Source organism: Sporosarcina sp. SAFN-010 (genome assembly GCF_059415065.1).
Genome location: NZ_JBPFDS010000013.1, coordinates 35,418 through 60,832 on the forward strand (window position 1 = coordinate 35,418; position 25,415 = coordinate 60,832).

Sequence of the window (25,415 nt, forward strand, 5' to 3'; positions counted from 1 at the left end):
ATTCATACAAAACATCCCACGGGATAGAAAGATACTTGAAGTACATACTATTTATGAACGAACACGATATTTTAGGGAGGACAACAATGACTACAAACCAAGACGGAACGACCCATCAAAACATGCACACAGGCACAGTTCCCCCATCCATGAACCACGGAGGACATGAACTTTTTGATGTGCATGAAGTACTATCCAGCACGATAGGAGCCCTCAATCAGGCGATTTTACTTCGACCTCACGTGAAGGATCCCGAGTTGTTAGATATTCTCGATCGGCAATACCGCTTTACGTTGGATGCATATAACATTACAGTCGAGAGTTTCAAATCAGGTCATAATCCATCTCATCCTACACAAAGCTATAAAATGAAAGGAGGAAATGATTTCATCTATGGTATGAAGCCGGGCCAACCCAAAAAACCTATGATGAATGCTTCTGAAATTACGGATGAAATCATTTCCGGTTTCTTATTGGGTTCCGCAAAAGCCGGAGCTTCTATGAAAACAATGGTGGCTTGTGAAGTGTGTAATCCTGTTGTCCGCAGGGTGCTAGCTGATTCAGTTCCAAACTGTATAGAAATGGCGTATGAATTAGCCATTTACCAGAACAAACATCATTACTATCAAGTACCTCAGCTGGCTTCACAGGATATGACGGAGTTGCTCAATGCATTTGCTCCAGCACAAGGTCAACCAGGTATGCCTCCTTTACAGTAAAGACCCCACATGCTTAGTCGTTCACTTTGAACCCATAAAAAAATAACCGTATGCGCCTCTTTGGCGCATACGGTTATTTTGATTTTTTATAGAAGGAGGACGGTGGATCAGATATGAACGTGTGTTGCTCCTTTGTTATAGGATGAATCATCGTCAACTTAGTTGCATGGAGCCCAAGTCGTTTAATAGGGTTTGTTGTGGCACCATATTTTTTATCGCCTACAACGGAGTGTCCAATTTCCTCCATATGCACACGGATTTGGTTTTTCCGTCCTGTTTCCAATCTCAATTCAAGTAGTGAAAACTGTGCACTTGCTTGCAGTCGCTTATAACGTGTAATTGCTTTTTGGCCGCCATTATCCGTTGGGTTGGAATAGACTTTGAACGTTCTAGTCTCTTTCAGCCAAGAAACAATTTCACCTGTTTCGTTTCGCACTTTACCTTCAACTAGCGCTATATAACCTCGTTCTTGGACAGATTCTTCCCAGTTATCCTGAAGGAGTTTTTTGACTTCCTCTGTTTTAGCAAACAGCATAACCCCTGAAGTTTCTCGGTCTAGACGATGGACGATGAATACACGATTGCTTCTATTCGCTTTCCGTACATATGTAGAAAGCTCACTAAATGCAGTCAGTTCTTTTTTATCTTTTGCAGCCATTGATAATAATCCAGCTTCTTTGTCAATCACAATGATGGCATCATCTTCATACATAATGGAAAGCCCTGTAAGTTCACTGTCATTTTTCGCAGCTTGGTTGGTCATAATTTCAACCTTATCTCCAACATTCAACAATCGGTCATGTTGAGTGGTAGGTTCTCCGTTAACAGACACTTGCCCACGGGAAAGAATCCCTTTCACTGCATTTCTACTTTTTTGGACAGTCTCTAGCAGAAAAGGTAAAAGCGGCTGTTCCTTTTTTACTTGATAACCTGTTGCTTGCGGTGTTGCTTGTTTTGAGTTATTTCGCATAGTCACGTCTCCTTATTCATTCATTATGCGCAACCTTTAACGAAATATCAAACATCATTTAGGACAATGCTTTTAAACCTATGACGCCAATGACAATCAATGCAAGACTGCCGATCCTTGCTAAACTTTTGGATTCACCAAAAAAGAGCATATTCAGAATTACGGCGCCTGCAGTTCCAATTCCTATCCATACTGCATATGCTGTGCTCACTTGTAAATACTGGAACGATGTATACAAAAATACAAATGCTAAACCAAAACCACCTAAAAATAAGATACCTGAAGGAATCGTCTTCTTTTTACTATATTTGTTTAATCCGATGACTCCCGTAAATTCAAATATCGCGGCTAATGCTACAAATAACCATCCCATATTAACGATTCCTTTCTGCTGCTAGTTTTTCGTCATGTCCATCAGCAAGTTTCAAACCGATGACTCCTGTCACTAAAATGACGATGAAGAAAATTTTCCCGCCACTTAACGTTTGTCCGAAGAAAAACACATCCATCAATGCAGTTCCGATGGTTCCGATAGCTGCAAATATGGCATATACAGTTCCTGTTGGTAATGTCGCGCAAGCTTTAGAAAGGAAGTGGAAATCGACGAATATAAATAACACGATCGGAATCCAGTGCCACCATACAGAAGCTACATTAAAACCGAAAATCCATACAAGTTCAAAAAAACTAGTTGCCGCTACATAAAGCCATTCTTTTTTCATTAGAAATACTCCTTCTCTCAGATGACTGACTGTCATTCATATTAATCCGTACTCGTACGAACTAAAAAATGTATACAACGACTGACACTATTTTGTTGCCAGTCGTTGGAAATCCCTATTCATTGCCTGGTTGTTTCGAATAACCAAGGGCATACGATAAAAACAACAACGTTTCCCTCTTTTGCTCAGTAGCGCGAATTTCTTGGTCAACGTCTTCATCATACAAGTAAATTTGCTCTGCAGCGGACTCAGTCAATCCGATAATGAGTTTTGCTAACTGATCTGGATGACTGTCGATGCGAATGACTCCTTGCTTCTGCACCTTTTCAACGAGTGCGCTTACCCATTGGTAAATTGGAGCATATACACTCTCCCACTCTTTCAAGTGTTCAGTTGATGCTAACCCTGAATAGATCATCGCCTGAATCTCGTGGTGTTCTTTATTAACTGCAAATATCGCATCTACAAATTGTTTCAGTTGCTCATCAAACGATGCAGAATCTTCAACAGCGTCTATCACCGTTTTCAGGGTATGCTGTACCATCACTTCTGCAATCGCAGGCATGAGCGATAGTTTAGAGGGAAAGTATAAGTAAAACGTTCCTTGTGCAATCCCTGCAGCTTTAACAATATGTGAAACTGTCGTTTTTTCTACGCCTTTTTCAGTAAACACTTGAATCGCAGACTGAACAATTTTTTCTCTCTTGTTCATAACATCCCTCCACAAATGACTGACTGTCATTCATTATAATCCAATCCACTGAGAACTACAAGTTCTTCAGCTGGATCAATACTCGCCACTTCACAAATTTCATCATTTCCATTCAAATGGAGTTTGTTGGTAGACATAGTAATTAAGCCAATTTGAAAATAAGAGATGTGTATGGGAACGCCACGTGTTCAGCGGATTCAACGAGCTATTGTCATTCGGGAAGTAATTCTTAGGAATATCAATTTCAAGTCCTTTTGCTGCATCACGCTCATATTCTTCCTGCAACGTTCCCGCATCGTACTCTAAGTGCCCCGTAATCATAATGTTTTTTGCATCGTTAGATAGCACGATAAAGGGTCCAACATCTTCCGAATATGCGAGTAGATTCAATGAGTCATGCTGTTCGATATCGTATTGAGATACTCCTGTATGCCTGGAGTGTGGAGCTGGAAACAGGTCATTGAATCCTCGTGCAAGATTGACAGTTGGATTTGTAACGAGATGATCAAAAATGCCAAAACACTTAGAAGGCAGTTGGTGTTTGTTCACTCCATAGTAATGATAAAGTGCTGCTTGGGCACCCCAACAGATATGCATAGAAGATGTTACATTCACTGATGCCCAATCCAAAATCTCCTGCATTTCTCCCCAATACTCAACCTGTTCGAATTCCATTTGCTCTACAGGTGCCCCCGTTACAATCATTCCATCAAATTTTTCGTCTTTCACTTGAGGAAATGTTTTGTAAAAAGTATCCAAATGGTTTTTACTAACATTCTTCGATACATACGTTTCTGTGTGTAAAAAAGTTACATCCACTTGAAGCGGAGTATTACCTAGCAAACGCAGAAGCTGCAGTTCCGTTTTTTCTTTTTGAGGCATTAAATTCACGACTAGTATGCGTAGTGGTCTAATGTCTTGTGAGGTAGCACGCTCTTCATCCATCACAAATATTTTTTCTTGCTTCAGTAATTCTCCCGCGGGTAACGCTTTTGGTATTGTAATTGGCACAATTCTTCACTCCTATTCAGCCCATCAAAAAACTTCCGCTTTCTAAGAGAGAGAAAGTGGAAGCTAATAGCCGTTCCTCTTATCTCTCAAGACAAAGTCTTGTGGAAGTAGCACCTTCCTGAATCTATCAGGGGTTGCTGAAACGTCAATGGGCCATTTCCCTCGGTTTCTCTCGATAAGCGTATTCAATTACTGAACAGTATACCATTTCTAAGTTGTTTGTATAGTCTAACATTAAACAAAATCGAGTTTACTCACGGGCTAGCAACTAGTTAGTCGTCATATTGGGCTCTGGAAAATCCTCTTCCTAGAATTTCAGATGCATTTAAGAAGATTACGAACGATGTCGGCTCTTGCTCCTGCACAATCTTTTTAAAGTAGATCGCTTCTGATTGCTCAACGACACAAAGGATCATGGTTTTCTCCTGATTCGAGTAGCCTCCTAAAGACTTCACTTTTGTTAACCCTCGATTGAGTTCGGTATTAATGAGTGCTTGAACTTTTTCTTCTTGTTCCGTAATGATCAGGATCAGCTTGGTAGGAGATGTTTGAAGCTGCACAAAATCGATTACCTTACTCGTCACATAGATTGCCATCATGGCATAAAGCGCGAGTTCCAAGTCAAAGACAAAAGCCGAGATGATGACGACAGCACCGTCAACAATTAGCTGAGCAAAGCCACTGGAAAAGTTAGTATATTTCTTCAGAACTTGAGCAATTAGTGCAGTTCCACCTGTCGAGCCGTTCCCCCTATAAACAATTCCTAGACCGATACCAAGCATAATCCCACCATAAATAGAACTTAATAACGGATTATGAATTGGGACATTAATATCTGTCGTTAAGAAAATGAAAAATGGTACAAAAAACGTCCCCACAATGGTTCTCCAACTAAAATCTTTTCCAACAAGGACAAGCCCTAAAATGAGGAGTGGTAAATTAATAAGCCACTGTACATAAGCGGGGTTAAATCCATAAAGTTCAAAAAGAATCGTGCTTATTCCCGAAACACCACCTGCAGCTATCCGTGAAGGTAATAGGAAAATAGTAAATGCAAGTCCGACAAACGCCGAACCCACAATAATTTGGAGATAGTCAAAAATCGCTGATTTTTTAAATTGAGTAAATGTCATCGTGTCCCTCCGTTCGTGCCAACTGTACTATTCTATCAAATTACGTGTACGTTGTGACGATTGACAATGAAAAGAAGGAGAAGTTTTTTCATTCTAAATATTCTATATTAATGAACTTTCGACAAAAAATCGACCATTTTTTTGCATTTCCCAACATAGAATTGTATGATTATAGAAGAATTCAGGTACCATTGAAGGAGGTTCTCTTATGAGGAGCTTAAGCGTTGTAAGAAAAGTTGATCATCTAGGGAGAATAGTTATCCCAATTGAATTACGTGAGACAATGAAACTTCCTGAAGGACAACCACTTGAATTTTTCACGGAGGATGAAACCATTATTCTTAGGAGCTATAAAATCCGTGAAGCTTGTGTGATTACCGGAGAAATCACTTCCGATAATTTTGAACTGTCAAACGGCATGTTCGTAAGCCCTGCGGGTGCTAAAGTTATTCTTGAAGAGGTTAAAGAGGAGTTTAGTATGTAAAAAGAAAGGGTTGCTGCCAGTGGAGTCTCTTCGACTTCTCAAGCAGCAACCCTTTCAATTTTCTTTTACGCTTCAGGATTATCCAGAAATGCTGTAATCTCTTCACGCGTTTTTCTGTCTTTACTAACAAATCGACCTTTTTCTACGCCTTCGCTGTAAACAAGAAAACTTGGGATCCCAAAAATGTCGTGTTCTGCACAGATATCTATGAACTGATCACGATCTACATATACAAATTCGTACTCCGGGTAATCTACTTCAATTCCTGGGAGTAACGGATCGATGACTCGACAATCCGGACACCAATCTGCGGAAAACAGAAACACCGTTCGTTCCCCTTGTTTAAGTTCTTCAAATTGCTCTTGTGACTGTAACTTTTCCATTTAAATCTCCCCCTTATAGCATTTAGTATATCATTCCCTATGTAGTGAAGAGTCGATTTGGCTCGACCTTTTTTTTGGCGAGTCGCATTAAAAAAAGCAGAGAAGAAAGCGACTTTCGCTCTTCCCTACTCTAACGTTTCTTTTGTTCAATGAGCACTTTTATTCTTTCGTCGGTTGTCCGTTCAAGTGCATAGGTGGGGGGATAATCCATCCTTTTTCTTTGTTTAGTTTCAATAGCTTTGCTCCAAACATGATTTTGTCAGCATGGAACTTGGCAAACATTGTCGCAATATCCTCACGCAAACATTGCCCCATCACTTGGCTACAGGAAACAAGCGCCTGGCCAACGTTTATGGAGATCGCTCCGCTGATTTCAGGGTCCATGAATCGTGCACCTGGAGGGATATCATCTGCAGAGCAAGTTGGACGGTCTGGTAGCGTTGGTGGCGGCATGATGCCATTTTCCTTCAGCACTTCTTCGATCTGCTTGTTATGATCTCTCATCATATCCACTGCTTCTTGCAAAAGCTTCTTTAGTCCTTCATCCCCAGCGTGGTTAATAAAGGTCTGATAAGCACTGATTAGCCCTTTGTTTGCTCCAACATAAGCCCAACTACCAATTATCTCTCCGTAGTGCATTGGCTCATCTTTCGGATTACCACTTAGAATTCCCATTCGATTCTCCTCATTTCTTTGAAAGTATTCGATCCTTCCTAGGATGAGGAGAATTTGAAAAGTTATTCATTGAGAATGGCCCATGTGCACTTCAGATTTATTATTTGTAGATATTCCTTTCCCAAAATCTTTGTTTTGCTAATGCATTTATATAGTCTTGATTAAAATCATGCTCGTTCTTTTCGACAACAATGCCAGGACCTTCATGGACAGATGTCATCGAAATAAAACGTGATCCATTATTGGTAAAAGCAATTGGTTTAAAATGCTCCCACGGTTCTTCAATAAAGTTACGCATATTATTGTCAAATTCTGCAGGATGGGTCGATGTGCCGCCACCTACCAGCACACTGTCATACAAAACAGGTGATGCAGTTAAAAACGTCTGATTTGCAATAGCAGTTTTACCTGCCGTTCCTTTAACCGTTCCTAGTGTTCCACTCACTATATCGACCGTGACGCCCGCGTTACGAAGTGATTTAACTGCATTTCCAATGACTGTACTATCAAATCCTTCTCCGATCAGGATTGCCACTTTCAATGTTTCCGGAACGAAAACCGTATACTTCATGCTGAGTGCTTGTGAGGACGCTGTAACATTCGATGGGGTGCATTCTGGACGCTTTACTCCAACCGCAGTTGCAATTGCTGCTGAGAGTCCGCTATCGACGTTACAAAACATATCCACGACTTGTTGTCGCACAGATTGACTTTGTACTTTACCGACCTCAAAACTAAACGCATCAATGATGTGTTGCTTCTCATAAGGTGCCATGCTGTTCCAAAATAGACGAGCCTGGGAGAAATGATCATCAAACGATGGACTGCTGGCACGGATGACATGCCCTTCTACTTTTTCTTGGTAATGCTCGTATCCACCTTTGTCTACAGGCGTAGGTGAAGGTGTATTATTTGCGAGGGAGTTTTTATGATAGCTCACTTGCCCGACGTCGATACGCTGTCTGCTGAACCCGTCTCTTTGGTTATTGTGAAACGGACAGACAGGACGATTAATCGGGATTTCAGCAAAATTCGGTCCCCCTAAGCGAAGCAATTGCGTATCCAAGTATGAAAATAATCGACCTTGTAATAATGGATCATTCGTAAAATCGATTCCCGGCACTACATTCCCCGGATGAAAAGCCACTTGTTCAGTCTCTGCAAATACATTATCGACGTTTCGATTCAATGTCATCGTACCGATTAATTCAACTGGCACAATTTCTTCGGGCCATAGTTTTGTGGCATCTAAAATATCAAAGTCAAACATGAACTCATCTTCTTCTCTTATAAGTTGGACTCCTAGGTCATATTCAGGGTAGCTTCCGGCGTTGATCGCTTCCCACAAGTCTCGCCGGTGAAAATCGGGATCTTTTCCGCCAATTTTTTGTGCTTCATCCCAAACTAGAGAGTGTATGCCTAATCTAGGTTTCCAATGAAATTTCACGAAATGCGCTTTCCCTTCAGCGTTCACGAGTCTGAACGTATGCACACCGAAACCTTCCATTTTCCTGAAATTCGTGGGAATCGCTCTATCGGACATGAGCCACATTATCATATGAGCTGTTTCCTGGTTGTTGGCAACAAAATCCCAAAAGGTGTCATGAGCCGATGCAGCTTGTGGCATTTCATTATGCGGCTCGGGTTTAACGGCATGAATCAGATCTGGAAATTTGATGGCATCTTGTATAAAAAACACTGGTATGTTGTTTCCTACTAAATCATAATTCCCCTCTTCGGTATAAAACTTTACTGCGAATCCTCTAACGTCCCTGGCTGTTTCCTGCGAACCTCTGCTTCCTACTACAGTAGAAAATCGGGTAAACAGCGGAGTTACTTTTCCAACTTCTTGGAGAAATTTCGCTGTTGTATATTCTTTCATACATTTGTGTAAAACAAATTCACCATGGGCAGCATAACCACGGGCATGAACAACTCGCTCCGGGATCCTTTCATGATCAAAATGTGTGATTTTCTCTCTCAGGTGAAAATCTTCCAACAGTGTAGGGCCACGAACTCCAGCTTTCAAAGAATTTTCGTCTCCGGATACTTTAAGACTTTGATTGGTTGTCATCGGTTTTCCATAGTTATTGACACGGTATTCTCCTAATTGGCGTTGTTTAGCATTTTGGTTCGGCATACCAGGATGTTCTCCATTTGAATGTTTCACGCAATCCCCTTTCATCGATTCATCTCTCGCTCCCTGATAGTGTATGCAACCCCACTAAGGCGGGTTACCTAGAACATAGCTACATTATTTCTTGCTATACTAAGAAACACAAAGGAGGGGTTTGCCATGACACATTATTTTGCAGCTATCCATGTCCCTTTTGAATTAGTTAACGAAAAACTTACAGCTACTAGCGTACATTATGATCTTCCATCACATTATAAGGTTATTCCGCATCCTGAAGACCTACACGTTACATTACTTTTTTTCGGTGAACTTAGCCATTTCCAGCTTGCACTTGTGAAGCAAGAAATGCAGACACTCGCAGCTAGCACGGATATTTTCACAATTTCGTTAAATGGCGTATCATGTTTCGGGAATCCCGCTGGACCCCGTGTTGTATATCTCTCTGTTCAACAAAGTTTCCAGTTAAACGGACTTTACCAACAACTCTCTGAACGTCTGGAATCAGTTTTACAAAAACCGGCGACGTCAGACTACACGCCACACATTACAATTGCTAAAAAGAAAAAGGATAAATTCTCTATTCCAATCAAAGAGGAGCAATTTGAACCATTGGCTTTAGACGTATCCGGGATGATTCTCTATTCAATTGACCCTACAAAGTCTCCTAAGTATTCCCCGGAATACACATTTTCATTTGGCCATTCTTCTAGTATCGATGACTAAATTCTGCACATACTGAAGTGGATGAAACCTGATGAAAGGAGCATGATTATGGGACGCGATGAACATGCAAAGGGCGGAAAGAATGCAGCCTCTCTACCGCAAACACCGAAAAACCAAAAACTCTCTGCTTCAGAAATGAGAGCAGAAATGGCACGTGAAATAGATAACATCGAGTCGCTCATGAAACAGCAAAAAACAAATAAGAAACGCACGTAAAAAACCGGCCTCCAGTTTATAATGACAGGAGGCCGGTTTTGTTATACCGTAAACTGATTCATATTTTTCTGTAACTTCTCCGCCAGTTCTGCAAGAAGTTGAGCACTTGTTGAGATTTCTTCATTGACTGCTAGCTGTTCTTCTGAAGAAGCCCGTGCCGATTCCGCTTCATCTGCAGCTTGTTGAGCTAGTGATTCAATTGAGGTGGCATGGTCAACCACATTTTGAATCATGGACTTCATGATTTCAATTGAACTTGAAACCTTACTTACACGTTCATCCACGTCAGACGCTGCCAGTTCGATTTCCTCGAAAACTTCGTTAGTCCGGTTAGTGACGACTAGCCCCTCTTGCATCTGATTCGCACTCACCTCTGTTTGTTCAACAGCGTGTTTTACATTTTCAATCATAACTGCAATAAGCTGATCGATTTCAGCAGAGGAACTTTTTGACTGCTCTGCCAAGTTACGAACTTCTTCAGCTACAACTGCGAAGCCTTTTCCGTGCTCGCCTGCGCGCGCTGCTTCAATTGCCGCGTTTAGCGCCAGTAAATTGGTCTGATCTGCTAAACCTGTAATCATTGACGTCACGCCACGTATATTTTCCGAGTGCTCTGCCATCTCAGTAATTGTTTGTGATGAGTTCTTCATTAATGAACTGATCGACGACATTTTGGTAGAGAAAGTCATCAAAGAGGTCGATCCTTCTTGGACTAATTTCGTTACTTGTTCAGACGAACGGAGCATCTCTTCGTTATCAGAAGAAATCGTATCCACAGTGTTTAGAACCTCACTTATTGCCACATTCGATTCTGATACGAGCGATTGCTGGTCGGTACTCGCCTGCAGACTTTGTTTAGAGATACTTGCAACCGTCTCCGATGCAGCCAAGCTTTCTTCTGCACCTGCAGAAAGTTGTTCAGCTTGAGCCGCAAGCTGATGGGCAGAATCTTGTACATGTGTAATAACGGATCGCAAATTACTCGACATTCCATTAAATGCGGCCGCCATATCACCAATTTCATCCTTGTTTTTAACCATCACTGGTTGTGCCGCTAAGTCGCCAGATGCAATTTGTTGAAATGCTTCTGTCATTTTCCCGACAGGACGTGCAATCATCCTACTAATTACTCGAGCAATCACAATTCCCGCAACTACAGCTAGAACCGCCATCCCAATAATCAGAAGTTTCACTGTCTGAATGGACTTTTCTAAGTCTTTTTCCGCCTTACCACGTGCTTTTTCCTGCGCTGTTATCAATTCGGAAATTTGACCTGTCATCACATCTTGATAGAGCGAAGCTTGTGAAGAAACTTCGACTCCACGCTCTTTCGACTCGATTTGATAGCTTTTGATTGCTTTATCCGTTAACTCATCGTAACTTGTCGAGGAGCTGAGAATATCGGCAAGCTGTTCTTTGTTTTTCTTGGTACGCAACATCTTCTCTAGCGTTTCGGACTTCTCTTTAAATTCTTTAATAAGTGTTTCTCGGCTTTCTAAATAGGAAATTTGGTCAAAAATCATATAGCCTCGTATTTCATTTGATTTTTGAGATTGTATGGCATTCAGTTGTTCCAGAAGCATTACTTTCTGGATACGATCATTGATAAGTTCTTTGTACTCACGATCTAATGTAGAAAGTGCCCAAAAGCTTGCTGATCCCATTAATGCCATAATGATTAATACAGCTAGAAAACCGAACCAGAGCCTTTTCCCAACAGTCATACTCACAATATGTACCCACCTAACTATAGTCGAATAGCTTTAGTATATCCTACTCGCAGATAGGTGCATAGGTCTAGTTTTCATCGAAATACAATTAACCCTATAGTCCTTATTATTTCATTTTCCTATAAGTGACCATAAATCCTTCATCATGCGCATGAATAGAAGTGCCAATCCAACCTGCTCCTAAAAGTTTCTGTTGCTTGGCAGTCTCGCCCATCCCAACTTCAATCGTGTCATCATTCGCAACAGACACGTCAGCTACTAGATTTTTCATCATGATGTAACGGGTGAGTGTTTCATATTTCACACTAAGTGCTGCAATATGCATCCCCAATTCAAACTTGTCTTTAATGCTCGCAATATTGAAGGGTGCAACTGTCGTACAGACATACTTAAACTGATTTGTATCGACCTCTTCCATCACAATTTTCCCGAGCTGACGCTGCAATCCGTTCCCTTGAAAATCTGGATGTACATTAGTAATTTCTGAATACAAAACGGAACTCCACTGTTCTTTAGGAATGCCTGCATCTTCACCTAGGTGCTCAGGGTCTTCGCCCGGATCCCTTAGCGCTCGAAAAGCTATGAGGCTCTCTTTTGCACGAACACCAACAAGCAATCCGTTTCCATCTAAAATGTATTCAAATTCCTCATCTGTTAACGGCTGCAAAAATGTTTTCTCGGATAAATGCTCGATTACTTTCGTTTGCAACTGCATGATTTCAGGTAAATCACGCTTCGTTAACTTGATGACTGGTAGTAAGGTTCCATCTTTCAGTGTTACCTGCTTCATAAAGACACCACTTTTTCACTGAACACAGTAAGTTCGGTCAACACCGATTCGTCGATTTCAATACCGAGACCTGGCTTTTCGTTCAAGCGAATGAATGGAACATCGTATTGTAGATTCCCAACATCTTTGCTGAATTTAAGAGGCCCCGTCAATTCAACACTAGACATTGCTTTTTGAGAGAACGCCACATGGAATCCTGCTGCTGATCCGATGGAGGACTCCACCATTGAGCCTACTTGACAATCGATTCCCGCCATTTCTGCCATGTGCGCGAGTTTCATAGCAGGATACATCCCGCCACATTTCATCAACTTAATATTCACTTTGTCTGCTGCACGTTTTGCGATGATTTCACGCATTTCTCGTACTCCTCGAAGTCCTTCATCCGCCATCAAAGGCGTTGCACACTTCGATTTCACTTCGACCAACCCATCGATATCATCTGCCTTAACGGGCTGTTCCAGCCAGTCAAGATGGCAAGCTTCTAACTTTTTCATAGCCTGCAATGTAGTCGAACTATTGACCCAACCTTGGTTGACGTCCACTCGAATTGCGATAGTTTCTCCTACACGTTTACGAACCGCTTGAATGCGTTTCACGTCTTCAGCAGCATTTGTTCCGACCTTCATTTTAAACGATGTATATCCCGCCTCCATACGCTGAGCAGCCTCTTCTGCCATCGCTTCCGGCTCCCCAATGCTTAAGACGTGTGTAATCGGGAATTCACTATGATAACGGCCACCGAGTAATTGGTAGGCTGGTATTCCAAGACTTTTACCCACGGCATCGAAACAAGCGATGTCAATGGCTGCTTTTGCAGTTGGTACTCCGTAAATTTCTTTGTCCATCGTTTCATGAAGGCGTTCAAATTCACTCGGATTCAGTCCGATAACAGCTGGAGCTAACGTATGGCGAAGCACTGCGAACGTCCCTTCCCAACTCTCCCCAGTGACGTGATCATCTGCAACGGCTTCCCCATATCCGACGATTCCAGTGTCAGTAGTAAGCTTCACGATGATTGAAGGCATGTCATCATACGTTGCATAACTAATGACGAATGGCTCATGAAGTGGTAGTCTAATAGCAAAAATCTCAATTTCTTTAATTTTCATACAAATATCCCCTTCCTGCTTGGCAAGTTATTAATTTCATTGTATCATTGTCGTTAAATAGTCGCTAATTAAAAAGGTGGTTGAACATGAGAACAAAAGTCGCGATATTCGGATCCAAAGAATTTTGTCAACGTGCAATACAATTCACCGAGCAACGCAGTGAAATCATTTTAGATTTGTATCCATATACCATTCCTAGTGAAGCACCTGACCTTTTGAAAAAGTTACTTCCTTGTGATGCAATTCTTTTTTCTGGATCACTTCCTTATGTCGCCTCGACTGACGTACTAGCATCGATTCCTGTGCCTTCCGTCTATCTAAAACAAGACGAGACGGAGATCACAACTACACTACTGGCAATTTCATTAAAACAACCGTTGGAACTCGAAAATGTGTCTATCGATGTTCGTGAATCCACCGTCATAGAAAACGTATTAGCAGATATAAAGGCTGGTGAACAGCGCCCTCTCATTTATCAATTAGAAGAAAATTATGCTTTAGACGAGCTTGTTCAATTTCACTCATCAGCTTTTGAGAAGAACCTTTTCAATGTCGCCGTTACTAGTGTTCATGCGGTTTATGATCGTTTAACTGATCTTGGAATCCCTGTTTTTAAAATGATTAGTGTAAAAAGTTCATTCTTAAAAACAATTGACCGTGTTTGCCAAGAAGCACTTTTACAAAAAAGCGAGACTGCCAAAATCGCTGCAGGTATTTTAGATGATCCCATTCTCACACCTGAAATGAAAGACGCTTCTAAAAAGCTTGCTCACTTTTTGCACGCCCATTGCATACATGCAGAAGAAGGTATCCTATTTTACACAACTCAAGGTGCCATTCAGTCGGCTTTGCACATACCTGAATTCCAACTACTCGCCGCACAAGTGGGAGGTCAGTTGGCTTTCGGAAGCGGCCGTACACTTACCTCGGCAAAGGAAAACGCTCTGAGTGCACTCCGATATATGCGAACCGAACAGAACGTGGGTCCCTATTTGTTGGACGAAAAGAAAGAATTGCATAGTCTTCTTCACTCAACTGGAAGTGCTGTTGAATTGAGAGTAATTGAACCTGTCCTCGCAGAAATAGCTGAAAAAACAGCTCTAAGTCCAGCTGTGTTATCAAAGCTTGCCACATTCGGTCAAAGTCAACAATCCACTCAATTCACTGCAAATGATTTAGCGAGTCACCTAGGTGTTTCTCGCCGAACTGCAGAACGGACCATTAGAAAGTTACTTTCGAGCGCGTATGCAAACACAGTAGGCGAAGAAATGACATATCGGCAAGGAAGGCCACGAGCTGTTTATGAGTTGAACTTTCCGGTGTATTAAAGAAAAGGCTGCCCAGTAAATCAGTTAACACCTGATTCCCTGAACAGCCTCTCTTTTTTATGAATGGACGGGCACTTGTTGTTCTTGCTGCTCTTCCAATGAATCCCCTAATAATTTCTTTTCCTCTTCGTCCACACGTTGTCTTTCCTCTGCTGTCATTTTCACAATAGAGAATCCAGTCAACGCGTAGATAATTGATAGTATTGGAACGACAAAGTTAATAATCGCGTAGGGGCCGTACTCTGTCACTCCAACACCAAGTGTTCCAAGGATGAATACTCCACACGTATTCCATGGGATGAATACTGATGTTAACGTCCCTCCATCTTCTAGCGCACGAGATAAGTTTTTCGAACTGAGACCTTTATCTTTATAAGCTTTACTGAACATACGTGAAGGTACAACAATTGAAATGTATTGTTCAGAACATGTTGCATTCGTCATAAAGCAAGCACCAATCGTTGAGATGATCAATGACGATGTCGACTTTACAACTTTCAAGAGCTGATCCATGATTGCCTTCAGCATACCGGAATACTCCAAGATTCCGCCGAACGTCATTGCAACTATTGTCATCGATACGGTATACATCATGGAGTCCAGTCCACCCCCGTCAAACAAGTTGTCGACGAGTTCATTTCCTGTTTTAATGGAGAACCCTTCTTGTAATGCAACTAACGCTTCTGTAACCGAGCCATCTTGAATGAAAATCTGGCTCAGGAACCCCATTACGATTCCGACAATAAGTGCTGGAACAGCTGGAACTTTTAGTGCCACCATGACAATTACAGAAAGTGGTACGAGTAATAGCCAAGGTGAGATAAGGAAACTTTCCTCCATGACTTTTGAAGTTTGAGCGATATTGTCCATATTGAGATTTCCATCTGCGAAACGTCTACCGAGCACCGTGAACACACCAAATGCGATGATGAGCGCTGGAATCGTTGTATATAACATGTGTTTAATATGATCAAATAGATCCGTACCGGTTAGACCGGAAGCTAAGTTTGTCGTGTCTGAAAGCGGTGACATTTTATCCCCAAAATAAGCACCAGAAATGACCGCTCCTGCAACCATCCCCGCTGGAATGCCCATGCTGAGCCCAATACCCATTCCTGCAACACCGATCGTCGCCATAGTAGACCATGAACTTCCGATTGCGAGTGAAACGATCGAACAAATGATCATAATTGCTACTAAGAACCAAGCAGGCGTAATTAGTTTTAGGCCGTAAAAAATCATCGTAGCGACAATTCCTCCACCCATCCATGAACCAATCGTGAGTCCGACAAGCATGATGATTACGACTGCAGGAAGCGCCAGACGAATCCCTTTATACATCATTTCCTCTATTTCTTTCCAGTTGAATCCATATTTCCAAGCGACAAGTGATGCAATTGAAGTTCCAACGATTAACGGCATATGAGGGCCTTGTTCAAGCCAGACCACTGTGACCAGCATGACGCCAATCATAATTACTAACGGTAGGATCGCCATCCAAAAATTAATCTCCCGTTTCTCTCTTGTTTTTCTCTGTTCCATTTGGAACCACCCCCAGCAAAATGTCAGACTAGCAGTAACTGTCGCTTAATAGTCGTTAATCGAATAATAAACGCGCTTTTCTGCATTGTCAATAGTTTTTCTGTAAACGGTTACAATGGTATACTAGTTAAAACAGAATGATTCTACACTTATGAGCTCCTCCTTCCCAGTTATTGATAATGATCTGGGTACAATTCTATAGAACAAAGGTGGTTACTTACTATGAAAAAGGAGCATAAAAAGGAGACATTCTGGCATATTGTACTGCGATATTTATTTATCGCGTTTGGGGCTGGACTTGCAGCAGTTGCATTGGAGTTATTCTTAATTCCTAACTCAGTCATTGATGGTGGGATTATCGGAATTTCACTGATCATCAATTATTTAAGCGACATCCCCTTCGGAATTTTAATTCTGATTTTCAACTTACCGTTTGTATTTTTTGGGTACAAACATATTGGGAAAAACTTTTTCCTCTCTTCCTCGTTTGCTATTGTATTTCTAGCTGTCATCGAATTTCCATTGAAAGCAGTCGGCCCATTTGTAACAGACCCACTACTTGCGACAGCTTTTGGAGGAATACTTCTTGGAGCGGGTGTTGGGATTGTCATTCGAAATGGTGGCGCACTGGATGGAACAGAAATATTGGGGATATTGTTGACGAAAAAAGTTCCTTATTCAGTTGGTGAATTCGTGATGTTCCTTAACATCTTTATCTTTGGTTGGGCAGGATTTGTGCTTGGCCCTGAAAAAGCAATGTATTCCATTTTGACCTATTATATAGCGGCCAAAGCGATCGATGCTGTTATTCAAGGGTTTGACGAGACGAAAGCAGCGATTATCGTTTCGGATGAATACGAAGAAATGGCTGCTGCGATTGGCAAGCGCTTAGGACGTTCCGTGACTAAGTTGCACGGTAAAGGTGGATATAGTGATGATGAAAAAGATGTTATTTATGTAGTGGTGACGCGTCTTGAGTTGACGAAGTTAAAAGAGATTGTGCATGATATCGATCCATCTGCATTTACGACAATTATGGATACACAAGAAACTCACGGTTCACGGTTTAAGTCAGCAATCCATTAATAGCATAAAGGACTGTCCCAAGAAGTCATATACATGACACTATGGGCCAGCCCTTTAATTTTGTATTTATAAAAGAAACTCGCGAAAACTTGAGATCCTGTAACCGAATCACTTTCGATTTATATGAAATAGTACATGTTTTTTTAATGAACTGCCTTCTTTAACTTTCGGATGATCAAAATTCCCAATAAAATTCATACCAATTTTTCTCATCACGTTTTTTGAAGGTTGATTGATATTAGCCGTAAAACTATAAACATCAGTAAAATTTAGTTCGGTGAATCCATATTCTAAACAGGCGGCCGCTCCCTCTGTTGCATATCCTTTTCCCCAAGCTTCTTTTTTAAGTCGCCACCCAATTTCTATGCAAGGTGTAAAATCAGCGTCAAATGTTGCCCTATGAAATCCTATTAGCCCAATAAACTCCCTATTTGTTTTTTCTTCCACAGCATATAATCCAAATCCACATTCTTTAATTTCAGATATTATTGCTTGATAAAAAGCATTTGTTTCTTCATATGTTAAGCTCGCAGGAAAATATGTCATAACTTCTTCGTCTTCATTGAGTCTTCGAAATGGTTCTAGATCTGTTTCTTTCCAATCCCGTAATATTAATCTTGCAGTTTCTAAATATATCATTTCACACCTCTTAAGTTTTTCAATCTAGCCCTATTGTAACGCAGCCTTTCCCCCCTCAATTGAGGATGATTGCTTAAATAGATACTTCAATTAGTTAAGGAGCAAATCCATAAAAAATTAACGTAAAAATAAACATCGAAATGAAACTAATTGCTAGTAATAAAGCCAACCACAATAGATAGATGATGACTCTTAACCAAGTTTTAGCAACTAGCCTTTTTGCTATTCTAAACGAAACGTAAGCAATAATTACAAGCGAAGGTAAAATGTACAAGAAAGAAAATGATCCTACCCAATCACCAAGACTTTGAAAACCACCGTCCATTACAGGTCCATCATATAAGTGATACTTATCCGTTATTTTGGCGATTCCTGATAAAAATACGATAGAAAGCAAAGTGAAATAAAGGAGAACTGTAACCCTGATAGCTCTTTTTTCACCGAATAAAACAAAATACATAAAAAGTAAAAATAGAATCAAGACAATTATTTTAAACATATTTTCACCTCGAAAGAAAGAGTCATTTATCCAAAAAATTATTTTTTTTGTAAATTTGAAGGATATGGGTGCAACCTCTTACACAGAAATTGCCTCCGATAGTATAAGAAGAATCTTTAAAATTGGAGAGTTAAATCATTTCAAATCATTTAAAGTCCCTTTCAATATTTATCTGATTTTCTCCGCCAACTCTAAAATAATCCCCTCTGGACCACGAACGTAGCATAACTTATAACTTTCTTCATATTGCTCTATCTCACTAAAGATTTCAGTGCCATTCTTTTTCAATTTCGCAATAATAGCTTCAATATCTTCAACATTAAAGCAAATATGTCGAATACCCAGCGTATTTGCTAAAGGTTGCTGAATATCATTTTCATCTGACGGTGTATAGAATTTGACTAGCTCTATCCATGTCTGACCATCTGGCATCCCCAGTCCTACACATGCCGTTTTAACCCCATTAAGCCCAACTATTCTGTCCAACTGTTCTCCATGCAACTCCCATTCCGCCTGCACTTCAAGTCCTAAATCGAGAAAAAACGCTTTGGTCTCCAAAAGATCATTTACATTTATACTCACATGATCTATTTTATTGATTTTCAAATTTCACACCTCCAATGTTCCCATTATTTTCAATATCCGTATTCATGTAAGGTTTATTAGTATCAGTAATAACATTCAAATTATCTTCCTTCTCACCAATATTTCTTTAAAAGTGATGTTCAACAAGTAATTAGTCATTCGCACTTTTTTCTACTAGCTTTTTCAACAGTTCTTTAATTTCTTCATTTTGTTGAGTCCCTTTTCTAAGTTGCGTGTCTATTGAAAGAAGAGTGGACACGCTTGCTCATTAGCGCTTTGGATTGTCTGCCTTTTTTACTGATTAAGGTTATCTATTTTCTTTTCAATTCTATCGAGTTGCTGTTTTCGCTTATTTTTAGAACGAATCAATAATACAATCAAAGCTATAATTATCACTGTAAAACTTAGTGAAACCAGTGTAAATACGATATCTCCTATGTTAACCGTGCTATTAATTGAACCTAATTTAATTTTCCTCTCCTCCTTTTCAACTTCTAATCATCTGCCCGATTGTAACGCAGCCCTTGCAACAACTGCGTCAGATCGACGTCAATACATATAGTTTATTGTCTAATGCTTTTAACTTTTTCAAAAATATATAGCATCCCAATAATGATTAAAATCACCATAGCTACGATATAAAAACTTGATTGAAAGGTATGACTTAGGGATGACATGCTGCTTACTACTACACTTCCTAAAACAAAAAACAATATTACCATAGACAATACTCTGTCCTTCATATTGAGCCCCCCATAAATTTCAATCTTATAGTTACATATTGCCCAAATTGCGATATAGATGCTAGAGCTTATCAAGTAATCACAGCATTTTGCTGAAAGTCATAAAAGAATAGAATTCACAACTGCATAGTTATAGGTCAACATGTAATTTCAAACCATCCTGTTTCATCCAGAAAGTCTTCTCTCGACAAACTACAGCCAGTTATAAATTGGCGATATGCGGTAATCGTACCATCGTGCGAAACTACATAAATTTTATTTCTTTTCAACAACTTCAAACTCGCTATAAATTCGTGAGCAATCTTATTGTATTCACTATCCGGCATAGTATTAATACCTTCGCGCCATAAATAAGAAGACACATTTTTATCTAGTTCTAGATCAGGATAATCTATTTTTATTGTTTCTAAATCAATAATTTCATCACAAGGCAACGTCTTTCCATTTGTACGCGCAGGGAATATTCGTGGAGAAACTAATGGACTTACAATCTTACGACAGTCAATATTCTTAGTCCAAATCAGTGCAGTTTCTAAGGTTCTTCTTATAGGGCTAATAAAAATAATACCCTCATCCGTTAGAAGGAACTTTTTTCTTAACAACTTGGCTTGATATATTCCGTTTACTGTTAACGAAGGATTCTTTACGTGCAAGCTACCTGGTAAGTTTAAAGTGTGTTCCCCTTGGCCATGACGAATAAATATCAACTCCACTTGATCACCACCACTCATAGTTACAATTTAAAATAAATTGTTCATATCTTAACTCATGTTTCTTAATCGCCCCGTTTTCCGCACTTAAATTATCTACCTGCATACCCACCTTCAGATTTGATGACTTGACCTGTAATCCACTCCGACTCATCACTAGCTAAAAATCTTATTAATCTCGCTGCATCCTCCGGTTGTCCAACACGCCCTGTAGGGAAGAAGTGCGATAATGAATCTTTTAATTCTTTATCCATCCAGCCTGAATCAGTTGGCCCTGGGTCAATTGAATTGACGGTAATACCTATGGGGGCGAGTCCTACTGATAATGGTTCAGTTATTGCAATTAGCATACCTTTCGAAGCAATATAGGCTAGATTATTTGGGTCTGGCCCTTTTGAGACAAAATTGATAATTCTTCCACCACTTTTACTGGGAAAAGCCATCTCAAACCTTTTAGCAAATTCCGTGCTTAGTAGAATTGTTCCACTGTTGTTTATCTGATAATGTCTATCAAGAACTTCTGCATTCATGGTACGGAAGTTAACTGATTTTTGATAGGTGGCATTGTTTACTAACACACTTGCCGTACCAAGAGTCTTTTCAGTACAATTTAAAATCTTTGTTGGTGCTTCTGGTTCTGACAAATCAGCCTCCATATGATGGCACCGTACTCCAAAATCTTTTATCTTGTTACTTAATACATATGGATAATCTTCTTCTGCACCATTACCTTCATTTTTGTCATAATCGCTCCAATGGGTAAAAAATATATCTGCACCTGCTTCTGCAAGCATTAAACAAATTGCAGAGCCAATACCTTGAGAACGACTTGCACCAGTTACAATTGCTATTTTCCCATTTAAAATGCCCATATTTTCCTCCCCATCTTTGTTCCGAAAACTATTTGTCTCTTTTACTCAAAAGGCGCAGGTACATTTTTCAGATTCCCCGCCGATGATGGAGCAAGACAATTTTCACTGATTATATTTTTGCGGATTATTGAAAAAATCAACGTAATTGTATCTTCCAATTAAGTCAATTGTCTTCTCAGTTTCACTAAATTCGAGTACAAACATTTCTCCACGCATGCCTGAGTCCGAAGCGGTATCAATAATAGCTATTCGATTCCCCCCCCAGTTGAACAACACTTTCTCCAATCGGAAAATATAAAGGCGGTGGGAAGTCAGATTGAAAAGATGGAACTGGTTTTAAAGCAATTATTATTAAACATATTAATATAATGTTTTTATTTTGTTTATCGACCATCAACATCCCTCTTTTGATCAATTCTCTTTGTCAATCTTGCCCTGTTTGCTGAAATTAGTATTCTTCATATCCATTAAATTGTATCAAATTTCCACTTCCATTATTGCACTTTTTTCAAAATAATCAATTTCCGTTGCAAATGCTCAAACTTTAAAACTACATAACTAACTGTGCTGTTAAACATTCCAGGCGAAGACTTTTTGAAGGATAGAATTTCAACAACTTGTATAGATGCTCTTTCTGATATGCATGCTGATAACTATGTATATCAGAATGGAGAGTTATTATGCTGAAAAGCTCTGTTTCAGTTGGTACGAATCGATTGCTTTGGGTATTGTTAGGCTTGTCTATTTTTGACGCTTTTGCAACCGATTTCGGATTACGTTTTGAGCTGATTGTGGAAGCAAATCTAATGATGGATTATGTATATGAAAGTAGTGTTATTGGATTTTACTTTGTGAAGCTCAGCCTTCCAATTAGCCTATTTACTCTTCAATCGGTAGTTGCTCGATCTAGATTCGTGCAAAGACTCCTCCAATTTACCATTGGTCTTTACGCCGTAATATCTGGGTTGCATGTTTTTTGGTTAGTGCTTCAATTTTCATAAAGAATTTCCCGTATTTCATCTAAAATCGTGTTGGTGCTATACTGTCAGTACAACGACTTTGGGAAATGGCGGGTACATAGATGAAACAAACAATAGGAATTCTCGCACATGTGGATGCGGGGAAAACGACATTTTCAGAACAACTCCTTTTCTTGACGAAACAGATACGGGAACGTGGTCGTGTGGATCATCAAGATACTTTTTTAGATAATCATTCGATTGAACGCGCTCGAGGAATTACTGTGTTTGCAGAACAGGCAGAGATTGAATATGAGGGTAGCTCATTTACACTAATCGATACTCCAGGTCATGCCGACTTCTCCCCTGAAATGGAGCGGGCAGTACAAGTAATGGACGCAGCGATTGTATTAGTTAGCGCTGTTGACGGTGTCCAAGGTCATACAGAAAGAGTCTGGCAATTGCTGAGAGATGCTAAGGTTCCTACATTTTTGTTCATTAACAAGACAGATCGTGAAACAGCTAATGCAGCTGCTGTTATGGTCGACCTTCAGGAATCGTTGTCTGCAGATTGTTTTGACCTGGGTCAGATTGATAATGATGGAACGATGTCAGAAGAATTGGCAGAGTGGCTTGCGGAGCGTGATGACTCTTTACTGGACCGCTATTTGGAATCAGGTTACGATGCAGATTATTGGATGAAGACGTTGAAACTCCTTGTACAGAACGGAAAAGTTTTTCCAAGCGGACAAGGATCTGCATTGAAGGACATTGGCATCGATTCTTTCTTTTCTACATTTGTAACTCTCATAGATCGACCAGAAACGGATAACGATAGTAAGCCATTTACTGCATCTGTATATAAGATTCGCCATGACGAGAATGGTCAACGCATCACCTTTTTAAAAGTTTCAAGCGGTACTCTTCATGTACGTGACGAATTGATGGTTGGTGGTCTGGATGAAAAGGTTACACAAATCAGGATATATAGCGGTACTAAATTCATCCCAATCCCCGAAGCAACTGGAGGAGATTTAGTCGCTGTAACAGGTCTGACGAATGCATCTGCTGGAGACACGATTGGTCTCGAAGACGAACGTAATCCATACAGTTCGAAACCTGCACTTAAAGCCGCTGTCCAGTATGATCCCTCCTATTCCAGTAAAGACGTGTGGAACTTGTTCAACATGCTCGATGCTGAAGATCCAACATTACATGCAGTATGGAATGAGCATAGCCAAGAAATCGAAATCCGGGTCATGGGTGTAATCCAGCTTGAAGTGTTGCAACATATTGTACAAGAGCGGTTCAATATGAATGTTACTTTCGGAACTCCTACCATTCTTTATAAAGAAACGATTGCGTCGACGGTTACTGGATACGGTCATTTCGAACCGTTAAAACATTATGCCGAAGTGCACGTGAAAATGGAACCTGCTGAGCGCGGTTCAGGCATTCACTTTACGTCACTTTGCCATACGGATGCCCTTACTCATGGACATCAACGTGTCATTGAAAAGCATTTATTTGAACGCGACCATCACGGGATTTTAACGGGTTCCCCGCTTACCGATATTTCAGTCACGTTATTAACGGGGCGTTCCCATAATGAGCATACCTCTGGCGGTGATTTCAGAGAATCCCTGTTCCGCGCACTCCGACAAGGGTTGGAGCAAGCAGAAAACCTACTACTTGAGCCTTACTACTCTTTTAAGATGAAAATCGATAGTGACTACATTGGACGAGCATTGACGGATATACAAACGGCTCATGGAAGTTTTCATGCACCTGAAACTTCAGGCAACCACACGACTGTCACTGGACGTGTCCCTGTTGCAACCTTCATGAATTACAGTACGGAATTCGCTTCCTACACTGGAGGCAAAGGAGTTCTTATTCTGACGTTGGATGGATATGGCCCATGTCATAATCCAGTACAAGTGATAGAAAGGATCGAGTACGACAAATCGGCTGATCCGGAATACTCGTCTTCATCGGTGTTTTGTGCAAAAGGCAAAGGGTACGTGGTCCCCTGGCAAGAAGCTAAAGCTGCCATGCATTGTGAAGTTGAGTAGAAAGGAAGATTTTTCATGAAACGAGTAATTGTTACTGGCTATAAACCCCATGAACTTGGTATTTTCGATGCGAAGCATCCTGGGATCAATATTATAAAAAAAGCATTGGCAGATAGACTCGAAGGACTTGTTGAAAACGGACTGGAATGGGTCATTATTAGTGGTCAGCCTGGGTGTGAAACCTGGGCTGGACAAGTTGTGGATGATTTGAGAGATACTTTTCCTAGTCTTCAACTCGCACTCATTACCCCTTTTTTAGAGCAGGATAAAAACTGGAATGATGCGAAAAAGCAAGATTATGAAGAACTCCAGCTCATAGCGGATTATCAAGTGAGTTTGACGAAACGCCCATATGAAGCACCCTGGCAATTCATAGAGAGGGATAAATTTTTACTAAGAAATTCAGATGGATTGCTCGTAGTTTACGACGAAGAAAACGATGGCTCGCCGAAGTTTATGAAGCGCATGGCCGAAAAGTTTGCCGAGAAGCAGTTGTATGAAGTCTTAACGATTACTGCAGATGATTTACAACTGATTGCAGAAGACATCCAACGTGCAGAACAAGATTCCTTTATGGAATTTTGACAAGCAAGTTGTATCATTTTTAAACAGAGAAAAGGCAAAGCGCATAAGCACTCTGCCTCAGAATGTAGACAAACTCTAGCAAACATGGGGATTGCCTGCAGTTTTTTCTTTTACAATAGAATTAACTATGAAAAGTTGATTTCCACTGCGAGCGGACGCTTTCCGAGGGGCTTGCTCTCATTCGCTTCCCTCGCTTTGCTCAGTCCAGGGCCTTCGAAAACACGTGCTCCTAACGCTTCGCTTTTACTCGCAAAAGCTGTTCTTCGTCACAGCTT

The 25,415-nt window shown here is 40.5% G+C and carries 28 protein-coding genes and 1 riboswitch; of the genes, 9 read left to right on the forward strand and 19 right to left on the reverse strand.

The window, feature by feature from the left end; all coding sequences use genetic code 11:
* The first annotated feature begins 86 nt into the window (after positions 1 to 86).
* Complete coding sequence (locus tag ACR65F_RS14105; RefSeq protein ID WP_440504788.1) at positions 87 to 719, forward strand: spore coat protein; 633 nt, start codon at positions 87 to 89, stop codon at positions 717 to 719.
* 73 nt (positions 720 to 792) lie between these two features.
* Here ACR65F_RS14105 and ACR65F_RS14110 read toward each other — a convergent pair whose 3' ends face one another.
* The 6 genes from ACR65F_RS14110 to ACR65F_RS14135 all read right to left on the reverse strand — a co-directional run bounded on the left by ACR65F_RS14110 (position 793) and on the right by ACR65F_RS14135 (position 5,267).
* On the reverse strand, positions 793 to 1,689 hold the full coding sequence (locus tag ACR65F_RS14110) for an RluA family pseudouridine synthase (protein ID WP_039041570.1): 897 nt from the start codon (positions 1,687 to 1,689) through the stop codon (positions 793 to 795).
* Between the two features lie 58 nt (positions 1,690 to 1,747).
* Entirely contained in the window at positions 1,748 to 2,062 is a 315-nt protein-coding gene (locus ACR65F_RS14115) for a DMT family transporter (protein WP_039041571.1), read from the reverse strand.
* A 1-nt stretch (position 2,063) separates the two neighbouring features.
* Entirely contained in the window at positions 2,064 to 2,411 is a 348-nt protein-coding gene (locus ACR65F_RS14120) for a DMT family transporter (RefSeq protein ID WP_039041572.1), read from the reverse strand.
* Between the two features lie 115 nt (positions 2,412 to 2,526).
* Positions 2,527 to 3,123 carry a TetR/AcrR family transcriptional regulator gene (locus tag ACR65F_RS14125; RefSeq protein WP_039041573.1) on the reverse strand — a complete coding sequence of 199 codons (597 nt, stop codon included), beginning with the start codon at positions 3,121 to 3,123 and terminating at the stop codon, positions 2,527 to 2,529.
* A 102-nt stretch (positions 3,124 to 3,225) separates the two neighbouring features.
* On the reverse strand, positions 3,226 to 4,134 hold the full coding sequence (metA, locus tag ACR65F_RS14130; protein WP_039041574.1) for a homoserine O-acetyltransferase MetA: 909 nt from the start codon (positions 4,132 to 4,134) through the stop codon (positions 3,226 to 3,228).
* Positions 4,135 to 4,210: 76 nt separating this feature from the next.
* A riboswitch (SAM riboswitch) is annotated at positions 4,211 to 4,316 on the reverse strand.
* Between the two features lie 90 nt (positions 4,317 to 4,406).
* Positions 4,407 to 5,267: a YitT family protein gene (locus ACR65F_RS14135; protein ID WP_039041575.1), complete on the reverse strand. Its 861-nt coding sequence runs from the start codon at positions 5,265 to 5,267 to the stop codon at positions 4,407 to 4,409.
* 208 nt (positions 5,268 to 5,475) lie between these two features.
* Between ACR65F_RS14135 and ACR65F_RS14140 the strand changes: the two genes are divergently transcribed.
* Positions 5,476 to 5,751, forward strand: a complete 276-nt coding sequence (locus tag ACR65F_RS14140) for an AbrB/MazE/SpoVT family DNA-binding domain-containing protein (protein ID WP_125101885.1) — start codon at positions 5,476 to 5,478, stop codon at positions 5,749 to 5,751.
* Between the two features lie 65 nt (positions 5,752 to 5,816).
* On the opposite strand, the gene ACR65F_RS14145 is transcribed toward ACR65F_RS14140, so the two are convergent.
* From ACR65F_RS14145 to ACR65F_RS14155, 3 genes are all read right to left on the reverse strand, one after another.
* On the reverse strand, positions 5,817 to 6,134 hold the full coding sequence (locus ACR65F_RS14145) for a thioredoxin family protein (protein ID WP_039041577.1): 318 nt from the start codon (positions 6,132 to 6,134) through the stop codon (positions 5,817 to 5,819).
* Between the two features lie 159 nt (positions 6,135 to 6,293).
* Complete coding sequence (locus tag ACR65F_RS14150) at positions 6,294 to 6,809, reverse strand: DUF3231 family protein (protein WP_039041578.1); 516 nt, start codon at positions 6,807 to 6,809, stop codon at positions 6,294 to 6,296.
* A 100-nt stretch (positions 6,810 to 6,909) separates the two neighbouring features.
* Positions 6,910 to 8,994, reverse strand: coding sequence for a catalase (locus tag ACR65F_RS14155; RefSeq protein ID WP_440504789.1), 2,085 nt, complete (start codon positions 8,992 to 8,994; stop codon positions 6,910 to 6,912).
* Positions 8,995 to 9,105: 111 nt separating this feature from the next.
* Between ACR65F_RS14155 and thpR the strand changes: the two genes are divergently transcribed.
* Positions 9,106 to 9,669 (forward strand): RNA 2',3'-cyclic phosphodiesterase, encoded by a 564-nt coding sequence (gene thpR / locus ACR65F_RS14160; protein ID WP_440504790.1) that lies wholly within the window; start codon positions 9,106 to 9,108, stop codon positions 9,667 to 9,669.
* Positions 9,670 to 9,717: 48 nt separating this feature from the next.
* On the forward strand, positions 9,718 to 9,885 hold the full coding sequence (locus ACR65F_RS14165) for a hypothetical protein (protein ID WP_185736903.1): 168 nt from the start codon (positions 9,718 to 9,720) through the stop codon (positions 9,883 to 9,885).
* 41 nt (positions 9,886 to 9,926) lie between these two features.
* Here the strand turns inward: ACR65F_RS14165 and ACR65F_RS14170 are convergent, their stop codons facing one another.
* From ACR65F_RS14170 to ACR65F_RS14180, 3 genes are all read right to left on the reverse strand, one after another.
* Complete coding sequence (locus ACR65F_RS14170; protein ID WP_440504835.1) at positions 9,927 to 11,609, reverse strand: methyl-accepting chemotaxis protein; 1,683 nt, start codon at positions 11,607 to 11,609, stop codon at positions 9,927 to 9,929.
* 112 nt (positions 11,610 to 11,721) lie between these two features.
* Entirely contained in the window at positions 11,722 to 12,405 is a 684-nt protein-coding gene (locus tag ACR65F_RS14175) for a GNAT family N-acetyltransferase (protein ID WP_440504791.1), read from the reverse strand.
* Positions 12,402 to 13,517: a mandelate racemase/muconate lactonizing enzyme family protein gene (locus tag ACR65F_RS14180; protein WP_440504792.1), complete on the reverse strand. Its 1,116-nt coding sequence runs from the start codon at positions 13,515 to 13,517 to the stop codon at positions 12,402 to 12,404. Before ACR65F_RS14180 ends, ACR65F_RS14175 begins: the two co-directional genes overlap by 4 nt.
* 86 nt (positions 13,518 to 13,603) lie before the next feature.
* On the opposite strand from ACR65F_RS14180, the gene ACR65F_RS14185 reads away from it, so the two are divergent.
* Positions 13,604 to 14,845, forward strand: a complete 1,242-nt coding sequence (locus tag ACR65F_RS14185; protein WP_440504793.1) for a hypothetical protein — start codon at positions 13,604 to 13,606, stop codon at positions 14,843 to 14,845.
* A 57-nt stretch (positions 14,846 to 14,902) separates the two neighbouring features.
* On the opposite strand, the gene nhaC is transcribed toward ACR65F_RS14185, so the two are convergent.
* Complete coding sequence (gene nhaC / locus ACR65F_RS14190) at positions 14,903 to 16,387, reverse strand: Na+/H+ antiporter NhaC (RefSeq protein ID WP_125101879.1); 1,485 nt, start codon at positions 16,385 to 16,387, stop codon at positions 14,903 to 14,905.
* A 222-nt stretch (positions 16,388 to 16,609) separates the two neighbouring features.
* Here nhaC and ACR65F_RS14195 point away from each other — a divergent pair, with 222 nt between their 5' ends.
* Positions 16,610 to 17,473, forward strand: a complete 864-nt coding sequence (locus ACR65F_RS14195; protein ID WP_125101878.1) for a YitT family protein — start codon at positions 16,610 to 16,612, stop codon at positions 17,471 to 17,473.
* A 108-nt stretch (positions 17,474 to 17,581) separates the two neighbouring features.
* Here ACR65F_RS14195 and ACR65F_RS14200 read toward each other — a convergent pair whose 3' ends face one another.
* From ACR65F_RS14200 to ACR65F_RS14225, 6 genes are all read right to left on the reverse strand, one after another.
* Positions 17,582 to 18,112, reverse strand: a complete 531-nt coding sequence (locus tag ACR65F_RS14200; RefSeq protein ID WP_440504794.1) for a GNAT family N-acetyltransferase — start codon at positions 18,110 to 18,112, stop codon at positions 17,582 to 17,584.
* Between the two features lie 94 nt (positions 18,113 to 18,206).
* Positions 18,207 to 18,611: a hypothetical protein gene (locus tag ACR65F_RS14205; RefSeq protein ID WP_440504795.1), complete on the reverse strand. Its 405-nt coding sequence runs from the start codon at positions 18,609 to 18,611 to the stop codon at positions 18,207 to 18,209.
* A gap of 168 nt (positions 18,612 to 18,779) precedes the next feature.
* Complete coding sequence (locus tag ACR65F_RS14210; RefSeq protein WP_440504796.1) at positions 18,780 to 19,217, reverse strand: VOC family protein; 438 nt, start codon at positions 19,215 to 19,217, stop codon at positions 18,780 to 18,782.
* 859 nt (positions 19,218 to 20,076) lie between these two features.
* Positions 20,077 to 20,652 carry a histidine phosphatase family protein gene (locus tag ACR65F_RS14215; protein WP_440504797.1) on the reverse strand — a complete coding sequence of 192 codons (576 nt, stop codon included), beginning with the start codon at positions 20,650 to 20,652 and terminating at the stop codon, positions 20,077 to 20,079.
* Positions 20,653 to 20,741: 89 nt separating this feature from the next.
* On the reverse strand, positions 20,742 to 21,521 hold the full coding sequence (locus ACR65F_RS14220; RefSeq protein ID WP_440504798.1) for an SDR family oxidoreductase: 780 nt from the start codon (positions 21,519 to 21,521) through the stop codon (positions 20,742 to 20,744).
* Positions 21,522 to 21,756: 235 nt separating this feature from the next.
* Positions 21,757 to 21,915 carry a hypothetical protein gene (locus ACR65F_RS14225; RefSeq protein ID WP_440504799.1) on the reverse strand — a complete coding sequence of 53 codons (159 nt, stop codon included), beginning with the start codon at positions 21,913 to 21,915 and terminating at the stop codon, positions 21,757 to 21,759.
* Between the two features lie 286 nt (positions 21,916 to 22,201).
* On the opposite strand from ACR65F_RS14225, the gene ACR65F_RS14230 reads away from it, so the two are divergent.
* The 3 genes from ACR65F_RS14230 to ACR65F_RS14240 all read left to right on the forward strand — a co-directional run bounded on the left by ACR65F_RS14230 (position 22,202) and on the right by ACR65F_RS14240 (position 25,140).
* Entirely contained in the window at positions 22,202 to 22,522 is a 321-nt protein-coding gene (locus ACR65F_RS14230) for a DUF5658 family protein (RefSeq protein WP_052245712.1), read from the forward strand.
* An 80-nt stretch (positions 22,523 to 22,602) separates the two neighbouring features.
* The gene (locus ACR65F_RS14235) at positions 22,603 to 24,555 is read left to right on the forward strand and encodes a GTP-binding protein (RefSeq protein ID WP_440504800.1); all 1,953 of its coding nucleotides are present in this window, start codon (positions 22,603 to 22,605) and stop codon (positions 24,553 to 24,555) included.
* Positions 24,556 to 24,570: 15 nt separating this feature from the next.
* Positions 24,571 to 25,140, forward strand: coding sequence for an SLOG family protein (locus ACR65F_RS14240; RefSeq protein WP_440504801.1), 570 nt, complete (start codon positions 24,571 to 24,573; stop codon positions 25,138 to 25,140).
* Positions 25,141 to 25,415 lie beyond the last annotated feature (275 nt).